The organism is Rhizobacter sp. P1_G5, from assembly GCF_056405435.1.
The window spans coordinates 1-11,007 of record NZ_JBFUCB010000152.1; the positions used below are offsets into that span (position 1 = coordinate 1).

12 protein-coding genes are annotated in these 11,007 nt (G+C 70.7%); 5 read left to right on the top strand and 7 right to left on the bottom strand.

Annotation, left to right across the window (positions count from 1 at the left end; all coding sequences use genetic code 11):
• A partial coding sequence (locus AC1D12_RS13050; protein ID WP_477840817.1) for a hypothetical protein occupies nt 1-1,623 on the top strand: 1,623 nt, incomplete at its 5' end.
• A 43-nt stretch (nt 1,624-1,666) separates the two neighbouring features.
• On the top strand, nt 1,667-2,659 hold the full coding sequence (locus tag AC1D12_RS13055) for a recombination-associated protein RdgC (RefSeq protein ID WP_047502119.1): 993 nt from the start codon (nt 1,667-1,669) through the stop codon (nt 2,657-2,659).
• A 29-nt stretch (nt 2,660-2,688) separates the two neighbouring features.
• Here AC1D12_RS13055 and AC1D12_RS13060 read toward each other — a convergent pair whose 3' ends face one another.
• Nucleotides 2,689-3,309: a hypothetical protein gene (locus AC1D12_RS13060; RefSeq protein WP_477840820.1), complete on the bottom strand. Its 621-nt coding sequence runs from the start codon at nt 3,307-3,309 to the stop codon at nt 2,689-2,691.
• A gap of 67 nt (nt 3,310-3,376) precedes the next feature.
• On the bottom strand, nt 3,377-4,243 hold the full coding sequence (locus AC1D12_RS13065) for a LysR family transcriptional regulator (RefSeq protein WP_477840822.1): 867 nt from the start codon (nt 4,241-4,243) through the stop codon (nt 3,377-3,379).
• 91 nt (nt 4,244-4,334) lie between these two features.
• On the opposite strand from AC1D12_RS13065, the gene AC1D12_RS13070 reads away from it, so the two are divergent.
• Nucleotides 4,335-5,249, top strand: a complete 915-nt coding sequence (locus AC1D12_RS13070) for a DMT family transporter (protein ID WP_477840823.1) — start codon at nt 4,335-4,337, stop codon at nt 5,247-5,249.
• Here the strand turns inward: AC1D12_RS13070 and AC1D12_RS13075 are convergent.
• Entirely contained in the window at nt 5,246-5,875 is a 630-nt protein-coding gene (locus AC1D12_RS13075) for a hypothetical protein (RefSeq protein ID WP_477840825.1), read from the bottom strand. The two genes, AC1D12_RS13070 and AC1D12_RS13075, sit on opposite strands and share 4 nt — an antisense overlap.
• A gap of 185 nt (nt 5,876-6,060) precedes the next feature.
• Here AC1D12_RS13075 and AC1D12_RS13080 point away from each other — a divergent pair, with 185 nt between their 5' ends.
• A complete protein-coding gene (locus AC1D12_RS13080; RefSeq protein ID WP_477840827.1) occupies nt 6,061-6,816 on the top strand; it encodes a hypothetical protein in 756 nt (251 codons plus the stop codon).
• 68 nt (nt 6,817-6,884) lie between these two features.
• Here the strand turns inward: AC1D12_RS13080 and AC1D12_RS13085 are convergent, their stop codons facing one another.
• Complete coding sequence (locus tag AC1D12_RS13085) at nt 6,885-7,229, bottom strand: hypothetical protein (RefSeq protein WP_477840829.1); 345 nt, start codon at nt 7,227-7,229, stop codon at nt 6,885-6,887.
• A gap of 278 nt (nt 7,230-7,507) precedes the next feature.
• Here AC1D12_RS13085 and AC1D12_RS13090 point away from each other — a divergent pair, with 278 nt between their 5' ends.
• On the top strand, nt 7,508-9,208 hold the full coding sequence (locus AC1D12_RS13090) for a BamA/TamA family outer membrane protein (protein WP_477840831.1): 1,701 nt from the start codon (nt 7,508-7,510) through the stop codon (nt 9,206-9,208).
• A 3-nt stretch (nt 9,209-9,211) separates the two neighbouring features.
• Here the strand turns inward: AC1D12_RS13090 and AC1D12_RS13095 are convergent, their stop codons facing one another.
• The 3 genes from AC1D12_RS13095 to AC1D12_RS13105 form a co-directional block, all read right to left on the bottom strand.
• A complete protein-coding gene (locus tag AC1D12_RS13095; RefSeq protein ID WP_047502129.1) occupies nt 9,212-9,583 on the bottom strand; it encodes a response regulator in 372 nt (123 codons plus the stop codon).
• Between the two features lie 77 nt (nt 9,584-9,660).
• The gene (locus tag AC1D12_RS13100; protein WP_197066791.1) at nt 9,661-10,308 is read right to left on the bottom strand and encodes a response regulator; all 648 of its coding nucleotides are present in this window, start codon (nt 10,306-10,308) and stop codon (nt 9,661-9,663) included.
• Nucleotides 10,296-11,007: sensor histidine kinase (locus AC1D12_RS13105; protein WP_477840833.1), on the bottom strand; the 712-nt coding region annotated here is incomplete at its 5' end. The genes AC1D12_RS13100 and AC1D12_RS13105, both read right to left, overlap by 13 nt.

Genomic DNA, 11,007 nt, shown 5'->3' on the forward strand with positions numbered 1-11,007 from the left:
CTGTCGGTGGCGAGGACTTCGGGCTACTGGACCGGCGGCCGGGATGGCTTTGCCGGCAGGACCATCCACACCGTCAATCCCGACACCCAGGCGGTCGCCGCGTTGGATGAATTCGCCGGGCTGCTGGCACGCCGACCCGCCGGGGGCCATCCGGACGTGCTTGAGCCCCWCATCAAGGCGGTGGTGGCTGTTGCCAATATCGACGAGGCGCTGTTCGACGACATCGAGAGGATGATCCGCGCACGCTCCGACAAGCTGCGCAAACGGGGCGTGCATCCGCGCGACATCGAGTGGCAGGAGCTGATGGATCGCCGCCGGGAGTACGGCGCTGTCTTCGGGCTGCCTGAGGCACTGCCCAAGCTGGCACCGGGGGCGCTGCTGCCGAGCTTCCATGCAGCCTGCTGGATCGCGCGCCTCGGCAAGAGCTCGAACCCCGACGCCGGCAAGTTCGTGAGGCTCCTCGAGCGTCATCTGAAGGGAGAGCAGATCGACCTGCATGCGATGAACGAATGGCTGGACCACAACGGCCACCTCGCTGCATCGTCAGCCTTGACGAACGATGAGATGTGGGCTGCAGCGGCCCGCCTGTTCCGCAGCGTGCCGCCGGCGCTGTTCATCGATCAGGCGAAGTCGTTGCTGAAGGCGGTCGCCAAGGAAACCGGCGACCGCAAGGGGTTCGCGTGGCAGCAGGGCAGCGCGGTGCACCGCGACCTGAAGGCGTTCTGCCAGTTTGCCCAGACGCAGTGGGAACCGGGCGCGCGGGCGATCCGGCACATCTGCAGCCATCCCGACGACGCGGCGGCTGCCACCCGCCTGCGCACGCCTCGTGAACTGTCGGCCGCACTCAAGATGCTGGCACCTGGCCATCCGCTGCCGGAGTCCGTGGCGACGGATGCCCAGCGGGCGACGCTCCATACCGCGCTGCGCGAGGAATGGGCGCGTCGATTCGCCGTCGGGGCCTGCGATGAGTCTGGCCGCGCGCCTGACGCGCTGGCCGCGCATCCTTCGATCCGCAATGAGTTCCCGGGCGGCGTCTGGTGGCGAAACGCGGCAGGAGATTGCTACTGCGATCTGGGCCGCCAGCGGGTCGCGATCATCCGGGCCGGCGCGTTGGCGAGGTGGATCGCGCGGGGTGACTGGGACCGGCCGCTGCCGGTGCGGGTCGAAAGCGATGCGCCGGCGGCGGCGGTGCGTTGGCTGCTCCGAAAGGATCCGGCCGGTGCGGATACGCGTTTCATCGAGGATGTCCGAGGTGCCCGAACGCTGCTGGAGATCGAACAGGCCCTCGAACGTTCGCGGCGCCCGGGAGGCAGCGTGCTGCGCTCCCGCTTGATCGTGCCCGACGAGGGCGTCACGGGCGACCTCGCAAGCCCGTCGATCCACCGCGTGGTGGTAGCGGGGCCCTCGATGCGGTCGTCCTGCCCGTTGGATCTGCTCGAGAAGTTGGAGGGGTCCGAAGCCAAGCCATGGCGATTCAGGCCGAGGGGCGGGGGAGCGAACAAGGACGGGCCGCAGGCTTACCTGAACAAGCACTACGAAAGCGTGGAGGCGGCCCTGCAGGCGTACGGCGCCGCACACCTGCAAGAAGACGTTCGCGTCGTTTACCTCGAGAATCCGGCCTGACCGCGCGGCCTTCTACAATCCGGGCCCCACTCCCGCTGTGCCCATGTTCAAGAACGCGCTCCTCTACCGCATCGACCAATGGAACCCGCCGCCCCTCGAAGAGGTGGAAGAACGCCTGGCCGGCAGCCGCTTCACCGCCTGCGGCGCCACGCAGCCCGAATCCGCCGGCTGGCTGCAGCCGCGCGGTGACAAGGAGGGCGCGCTGATCGAGAACGTCGGCGGCCAGCTGGTGCTGCGCCTGGGCGTCGAGCGCAAGGCGGTGCCCTCGTCGGTGATCAAGGCCGAACTCGAGGCCCGGCTCGACCGCATCGAGGCCGAGACCGGCCGCCGCCCGAAGGGCAAGATCGCCAAGGAGCTGAAGGAGGAGATCGTGCAGGACCTGCTGCCGCGCGCCTTCCCGAAGCGCTCCGCCACGCTGGTGTGGATCGACGTTCGCGCCGGCTTCGTCGTGATCGACGCGGCCAGCACCGCCAAGGCCGACCGCGTCGTCACGATGCTGGTCGAGCTGCTCGGCGGCGGCATCCGGCTGAGCCTCGCGCAAAGCGCGATCTCGCCCGCCACCGCGATGGCCGAATGGCTGACCAGCAAGGAAGCGCCGGCCGGCTTCACGGTCGACCGCGAATGCGAGCTGAAGCAGCCCGACAGCGAGAAGGCCACCGTCAAGTACGCACGCCACACGCTCGACATCGACGAGGTCGGCCAGCACATCGTGCAGGGCAAGCTGCCCACGTCGCTCGCGATGACCTGGTCGTCGCGCGTGTCCTTCGTGCTGAGCGATGCGATGACGATCAAGAAGCTCAAGCTGCTCGACGTGGTGCTCGAAGGCACGTCCACCGCCACCAAGGACGAAGACCACTTCGACGCCGATGTCGCCCTGGTCACCGGCGAGCTGAAGCAGCTGATCCCCGCGCTGATCGAGGCGCTGGGCGGCGAGCTGCAGCGCGATGCCGTCACCGGCGCGGCGGCGGCGCCTGCCGGGCCCTCGGCACCGCCCGCAGCGCCTGCCGACCCGAGCGCGCAGCCGCTGGCGGCCTGAGGGTCCGGGCCGGTCCGGCGTGAGCCGGATCAGTGCTTGCAGCGCTCCGCGTAGTTCGTCTCCGAGCGCTGCAGGTCGGCACGCTCGCCGTCGTTCATCGTCGCCGTCTGCCGGCGCCTGGCCGCGAGGATGCGCAGCAGCTCGTTGCACTGCTCGCTCGCGATGCGCGTCTGCTGCTGCTGTTGCTGGGCCGCCGTCTGCACCGAGCGCTTCGCATCGCGCTCGTTGCGCCTGTCCTCGGCCAGCCGCTGGCGCGCCGCCGCGTCGTCGTCGGCGCATTTCTGGCGGTACTCCTCGTGCAAGCCGCTGATCACGTCGCCGCGCACGCCGCGCGCCGGGCCGGTGCGGATCGCCTCGGCGATGTCGGCGCAGGCCGAACTCAGGTAGCTGACGTGCTCGGCCGTCTTCGGCGGCCGCTGCACGTACGTCGAGGACGACTGCTGGTACGTGTTGTTGTTGCTCTGCGGGCCGATGGTGCCGAACGACGAGGCGGCACCGGTGGTGCACGGCCGGTCGGACACGTAGGTCGAATTGCCCGACTTGCAGCGGTACAGCGATTGCGCCGAGGCGGTGGGTGCCGCGGCCAGCGCTGCGATGGTGGCGCAGATGGCGATGGCGGCACCCAGCACGCCCTGAGTCGATCTCTTCACGTTTCACCCCTCCTGTTGTTCTTGGGTGGGGTGGGATTCTGCTGCGTCCGCGCCGCCCGTCCATCCCTCAGGAGGGTGGACGGCGCAAGGTATTCACGATTTGCGCCTGCATCGCATCGACCGCCGCGTGGCCCGCGCTGGCCTGGCTGCGCAGCACCGCGACCTCCATGTCGGCCAGCGGCGGCAGCTGGTGGCGCGCATCCAGGATCTGCAGGCCGGCCGGCACGCTGCAGCGCGTCAGCGCCGCCACCGCCAGCCCGCCCTCGACGGCCGCCAGCTGCCCGACCAGGCTCTCGCTGTGGGTCACGATCCGGTGCTGCCGCCGCTGCCCCCCCAGCGCCGCCAGCACCGCCTTGCGCGCCAGGCTGCCGGCCTCGTACATCGCGAGCGGCAGCGGCTCGCGCCGCCAGGCCTCGTGCTGCGCCGCACCGACCCACACCATCGGCTCGCGGAACAGCAGCGCGCCGCGCTGCGGCCGGTCGCGCGTGACGATCGCGACATCGATCTCGCCGCGCTGCACCTGCGGGATCAGCGCGGTGGATTGCGCGCAGGCCAGCGTGATCTCGACGCCGCCATGGCGGCTCGCGAAGGTGCGCAGCACCGGCGCCAGGTAAGCCACCGCGTAGTCGTCGGGCACGCCCAGCCGCACGTGGCCGCTGACGCGCGTGCCGCCGAGCGCGCCCAGCGCCTCGGCATGCAGCTCCAGCAGGCGGCGCGCGTAGCCGAGCAGCTCGTGGCCGGCCGGTGTCAGCGCCAGGTGGCGCGGGCCGCGCGTCAGCACCGGGCGGCCGACGGCGTCTTCCAGCTTGCGGATCTGCATGCTCAGTGCCGACTGCGAGCGGTGCACCTGCGGCGCGGCGGCCGTCAGCGAGCCGGCATCGACGACGGCGACGAAGGCACGCAGCCAGTCGAGCTGGAGGTCGGGGGTGGTCATGGCATGGGTCCGTGCAAGCAGCAGGAAATCGAATGGTAGCAAGCTGAACTATGCGCTTTACGGGATGAAGTCCGGCGCCGACGATCGCGTCATGAGCAGCCCTTTGCACACCCGTACCGCAACCTTCGCGCTGCCTGCTGCGTCACCGGCGGGGCAGGGCGCCTTGCTGATGACCGCCGGCGGCCTGCTGCTCGGCACGCTTGGGGTGTTCGTCGAGGAGGCCGGCCAGCACCCGCTGATGGCGGTGTGCTTCCGTTGCGCCTTCGGCGGGCTCGCGCTGCTCGCGTGGGCCGCCGCCACCGGCCGCCTGCGCGAGCTGCGGCTGCCGCCGAAGGCGCTGGCGGCTGCGCTCGCCTGCGGCGTGCTGATGGTGGCGAACTGGGCGCTGTTCTTCGCGGCGATCGAGCGCACCTCGATCGGCGTCGCGACCGTGGTGTTCCACGTGCAGCCGCTGTGGGTGATGGGTTTCGGCGCCTGGTGGCTGCACGAGCGCATCGGCGCGCGCCGGTGGCTCGCGGCCGGCGTCGCGCTGCTCGGGCTCGCGCTGGCCACCGGGCTGGCGGAGCACGCGCAGGGCGAACCGTGGTCGACGCGCTACCTGGCCGGTCTCGCGATGTGCCTGGGCGGCTCGCTCAGCTACGCGGCGGTCACGCTGATCGCGAAGCGGGTGCAGGGCGCGTCGTCGCTGGCGCTCGCGGCGTGGCAGTGCACGGTCGGCGTCGTGCTGACGGCCTGGTGGCCGCTGACGCAGGGCTGGCCCGCGCAGCCTGCCGCCTGGGCTTGGCTGGCCGGGCTCGGCGTGATCCACACCGGCCTGGCCTACGTGCTGCTGTATGCCGGCATGGCGCGCCTGCCGACGGCCCGCATCGCGCTGCTGCAGTTCGTCTACCCGTTCGCCGCGGTGGGCGTGGACTGGCTGGTGTACGGGCGCAGCCTGAGCGCGCTGCAGTCGGCCGGGATGCTGCTGATGGGCGCGGCGCTGTGGAGCGCGCGGGGAAAGACCTAGAGGCCCTGCGCCGCCTCGAAATAGCCGCGCACCGGCTGGTCTTCCGGCAGCACGTAGACCACCGCTCGCGCCTGCCCGAGCACCGGCGCGACGACCTGCTCGTAGAACGCCACCGGCACGACCACGCAGCCGAGCGAGATGCGGTTGTCGGCCGGCGAGGCTGACGCGAGCCGTTGCGCGCGCCGCTCGGCGGGCGCCGCCGGGCGCAGCCGGTGGATCGCGAGCGAGGCGGCGTAGTCGAGCCAGACGATGTCCTCGCCGTGCAGGTTGCGGCCCGGCTGCGATTCGAAGCGGCCGGCCGGCGTGGTGCGCTCGAACGGGCGCAGGCTGGACGGCGCACGGTGCGCGATGTCGGCGATCGCGGTATCGCCGGGGGCCAGGCCCAGCAGGGCCGGGCTGCTGCCGATCAGCCGGCCGTCGGCCGCGTGGATGCGCAACTGCGCTGCCTTCTTGTCGACCACCGCGAACGGCTTGCCCTGGTTGTCGTGGTGGTCGAGGATCCAGCGCGTCGCGAGCCGGGCCTCGGGCGAGGCCTGCGAACTGTCCGATGACGTGTCGGATGTCGAAGCTGCCGCACAGGCCCACGTGCCCCATGCCCACAGACTGGCAAGAATTGCCGATCGCACTGCTTTACCTGCAAATCGCATGGGCGGGTCCTGGCTCGCTCGCGTGAAGATGGTGGATCGTAGGGAAGCCGGTCTCGGGACGTGCGTCGAAAAGCGCGACAAAGTGGACGCAGTTCGATGCGCCATCAAGCCTGCAGACGACGCTGCTGGCTATCCCACGGGCACGGGGATTGCCACGCGTCGGCATGAAGCCATCACCGGTGCTGGAGTGGGTGAACGCGGGCCTGTTGGGCGCGGCGACGATCGTGCTGAGCCTGATCGCGCAACCGCCGTCGCCGGTTCATCCGGAGCGGCTCGCGCACAACGCGCGGCACGCGCTGCCGGTGTACGCGAAACGCACGCTGGATTTCGGTGCCGAGGCGGCGTCCGCCGAGGTGCGGCGCCTCGGTGACTGGGTCGCCAGTCGCGCCGACAACCGCGGGCTGCCGTTCGTGCTGATCGACAAGCCGCGCGCCCACTTGTTCGCGTTCGATGCGGCAGGCCGGCTGCTCGGTTCGGCACCGGCGCTGCTGGGCGCGGCGCGAGGCGACGATTCGGTGCCGGGCATCGGCGAGCGGCCGATCGCCGACATCAAGCCGTCCGAGCGCATCACGCCGGCCGGCCGCTTCATCGGCCGGCCCGGCCACAACGCCAACGGCGAGGACATCGTCTGGGTCGACTACGACGCCGCGGTGTCGATGCACCGCGTGCGCACCACCAACCCGCGCGAGCGTCGCGCGCAGCGCCTCGCGTCACCGGGCGTCGACGACAACCGCATCAGCTACGGCTGCATCAACCTGCCGCCAGCGTTCTACGACGGCGTGATCAGTCCGATGTTCAGCCGCGGCCGCGCGATGGTGTACCTGGTGCCTGATCGCCGCACGCTGGCCGAGGTGTTCGGCATGCCCGACCCGCGCCCCGCCGCGCCAACCACCCAGCTGGCACAGGCCGCCGTCCGCTGACCCCCTGGAATGAAACGAGGGCCCGGCAGAGCGAACCTGCCGGGCCCTCGAAGCCGACGTGGCGACGATCAGTTGCGATCGGCGCGCGGTGCCAGCGGATCGCTCGCGATCGTGCTGGACGAATCGCTGTTGTCCAGCGTCGTCCGGTTCTCCAGCGTCGCCGGCGGGTTGGCATTGTTCGAGTTGTTCGGGCTGACCTGCGTGTCCTGGGTGGTCGGCTGCGCCGTCATGTTCTGGTTGGTCGGCGTCGTGCTTTCTATCGTGGCCGGGCCGTTCGGCTGGCTCTGATCGGCGCTCGCCGAGCCCGGGGCGGCCGTGGTGCCCGATGTCGTCGACTGGGCCGAGGACAGCGATACGACGGCAGCCAGGGCGGCTGCGGACACGAGGGTCAGGGTGGTGGAGAGCTTTGTCATGGTGTGACTCCTTTGCAGGTGTTGGAAGAGGTGGCGCGCCGGCCCTGCCGGTCGCATCCCGCTCTTTTGGCCCGGAGACCCAAAGGTGCGGTACCGAAGGGTGGCAATCCGTGTGCCTTGCCGCCACATCGCGTGTCTGTCGGATCGACCGGGCACGCCGACTGCCTTGTCGTCGCTAACATGCCTGGACGGTCGGGACGACGCGGGGCGAACAGTTCAACCGAAGGGAAGCGATGGCGTGGCGCGTGAGCTCGTGTGCGGCAAGTTGGACCCTGGCGGTGGGAACGGCCCTCGTGCCTGCCTGCTGTGCGGCGCAGGCCGCCGAGCCGCAGGCTGCCGAGCGGCCGGCCGCGGCGGCCTCCGAACCGGAGGCGGACGACGGCCCCCCGCGGCCGAAGCCCCCCGAGCTCGAGAAGCCCCGCCCGGCCGAGGTGCCGGACGACGCGGCGCTGGTGGCCGCCGGCGCGCGCATCGGCGAAGTGCGCTTCCAGCGCCTGAACCTCTTCGACACGCGCCTGCCGGAAGAAGACAGGCTGCTGTTCCGCTGGGCCAACAAGCTGCACCTGCTGACGCGTGAATCGGTGGTCGCGTCGCACCTGCTGTTCAAGCCCGGCGAGCCCTACGACCCGCGGCTGCTGCGCGAGTCGGAACGCATCCTGCGCCGCGAGTCGTACTTCCGCGATGCGCACATCCGGCCGGTCGCGCTGCACGACGGCATCGTCGACCTCGAGGTGGTGACGCAGGACGTGTGGACGCTGAACCCCGGCGTGTCGCTCGGCCGCTCGGGCGGCAAGAACAGCAGCGGCTTCAGCCTGGAGGACGCCAACCTGCTCGGCTTCGGCAAGGAGCTCGGCTTCTCGTTCAAGTCGGAGGTCGACCGCAGCAGCAAGACGCTGAGCTACCACGACAACCACGTGCTCGACAGCTGGTGGGACCTGCAGGCCCAGTACTCCAACAACAGCGACGGCCATGTGCACGCGCTGGCCGTCAAGCGGCCGTTCTATGCGCTCGACACCGCGTGGACCGCCGGTTCGCAGGTGCGCGACGAGCAGCGGGTCGATTCCGTCTACGACCGCGGCGACGTGATCCGCCAGCTCGACGTGCGCGAGCGCACGATGTCGGTGTATGGCGGCTGGTCCGCCGGTCTGCAGGACGGCTGGGTGACGCGCTGGACCGCCGGCGTGGCGCACGACGAACACCGCGCGACGCTGGTCGTGCCGCCGAACGAGGCGCCGCCGCCCGGCACCGAACGCACGCTGGTGTACCCGTGGATCGGCTTCGAGCTGATCCAGGACGCCTTCAGCGAGGTGCGCAACCAGGACCAGATCGGCAAGACCGAGGACGTGTCGCTCGGCTGGCACGTCACCGGCAAGCTGGGCGAATCGCTGCCGGGCCTCGGCGCGGATCGGCGCGCCACGGTGTTCTCGCTGGCCGCGACGGTGGGCCATGCGCTGACGCCGCGGCAGACGCTGCTGCTGTCCGGTTCGGCGCTCGGCCGCGTCGAGGACGGACAGCTGCAGAACTCGCTGTTCAAGGCGGAGGGCCGCTACTACCTGCGGCAATCGGCGCGCCGCAGCTTCTTCATGGACCTGTCGGCGCAGCGCGGCGTGCGGCTCGACGACGGCCAGCAGGTGCTGCTCGGCGGCGACAACGGGCTGCGCGGCTACCCGCTGCGCTACCAGAGCGGCGACGGCCGCTGGCTGTTCACGACCGAGCAGCGCGTGTTCACGAACTGGTACCCGTTCCGGCTCTTCAACGTCGGCGGCGCAGTGTTCTACGACATGGGCCGCACCTGGGGGCAGGGCGCGGTGCCGGACGCGTCGCACAAGCTGCTGAGGGACGTGGGCTTCGGGCTGCGCCTGGGCAACAGCCGCACCTCGCTCGGCAACGTGATCCACGTCGACGTCGCGTTCCCGCTGGACGGCGACCGCTCGATCAAGAAGGCGCAGTTCGTCGTGGAGGTCAAGGAGAGCTTCTAGGCCCTAGGGGCCGCTCGCCCACTGCCGCACGCGCTCGATCACCGTCGCCGCGTCCAGGCTCTTGTCGTACAGCCCGTCCGCACCGTATTTCTGCGCGGTCGGCCGCAGCCCGGCCAGGTCCTGGTTGGTCAGCACCAGCGCCTTGCAGTCGTTGCCCTTCTCGCGCAGCGCCTTCAGCACGTTGAATCCGTTGCCGGGCGACAGCGCCACGTCCAGCGTCACGACGCCGGGGCGCAGGCGCTCGATCATCTCGATGGCCTCGTCCTCCGCCGCGGCGATGCCCACCACGTTGACGCCCGGGATGGCCAGCAGCAGCCTCTCCAGCCATTTCTGGATCAGCTCCGAGTCTTCGACGATGACGACGTTCAGCGGCATCCGGGCAGGGTAAGCCGGGCCGCGAAGCGTGTGAACCAGACGCCGTAGCGATCGGATGGAGGGCGATTGCCTACACGTCAGCCCGGGTCCGTCAGCCCGCGGGCCACGCAGTACTTCGTCAGTTCGGTGTTGTTCTTCCAGCCGGTCTTCTCCAGCATCCGTGCCCGGTAGGTGCCCACCGTCTTCACCGACAGCCCCATCAGCTGCGCGATCTCGGCCGGCGCCTTGCCGGCGGCGATCAGCTGCATCACCCGCAGCTCCTGGGCCGAGAGCTGCTCGTGCGGCTCGCCGGCGGCGGAGCGCCCGCCCAGCAGGTCGACCAGGTGGTCGGCGGCGGCCTCGGTCACGTAGCGGCGACCCTCGCCGATGCGCCGCAGCGCGGTCACCAGCTCGTCGCCGGCCCGGTCCTTCGGCAGGTAGCCGGCGACGCCCATCTTCAGCAGCCGCGCGGCATAGGCGGCTTCCACGTTGAAGCTCAGCACCAGGATCGGCACCGGCCCGGCCAGCTGCAGCATCCGGCTGACGCCTTCGGTGCCGGTGGTGTCGGGCAGCCCCATGTCGAGCACGATGAAGCGGGGCGAGAAGGCCAGGAACGTCTCGCAGGCCTGCGCGAGCGTCGTCGCCTCCTCGATCCGGGCGTCCGGCCAGGCGCCGAGGATCAGCTGGCGAACGCCCAGCCGCATGATCGGGTGGTCGTCGACGATCAGCACCTTCATGTCGTCCATGCTTCCTCCACGCGGGCCGGTTGCTGCAGCGGGATGCGGGCGACCACCTCCGACCCGCCGTCCGGCCCCGGCCCGAACTCGAACGCGCCGCCGACCATCGCGGCGCGTTCGCGCATGTTGCGCAGGCCGCTCGCGTCGGCGCGCACCGGCTGCGGGCCGATGCCGTTGTCGCTGATGCGCAGCACGTACAGGCCGCGGAACTCGCAGCCGGTGATCGAGACGCGCGTCGCCTGCGCATGCCGCAGCGCATTGGTCGTCGCCTCCTGGACGATGCGGAACAACTGGTTCGCGCGGTCGCTCTCCAGCTGCTCGTCGTCGTCGATCTCGGCCGTGACCTCCAGCTGCCCCGGCTGCGTCAGCCGCTCGGCGAAGTGCGACACCGCCGCCCCGAAGCCCAGGTCGTCGAGCAGCGGCGGGCGCAGCTCGGTCGCGATGCGCCGCGCGATGACGATCGATTCGTCGAGCATGCCGGTCAGCTGGGCCAGCTGGTCGCCCGGCAGCCCGGGGTGGTCGCGCGCGAGCTGCTGCACCACCAGCTTGGTGCCGGTGACGATCTGCCCGAACTGGTCGTGCACCTCGCGGGCCAGGCGCCGGCGCTCGGCCTCGATGCTGTCGTCCAGCTGCTTCGCGAACGACTGCAGCCGGTCGCGCGCCGAGCGGACTTCCTCGGTGCGGTCGTCGACCATGCTCTCGAGCATG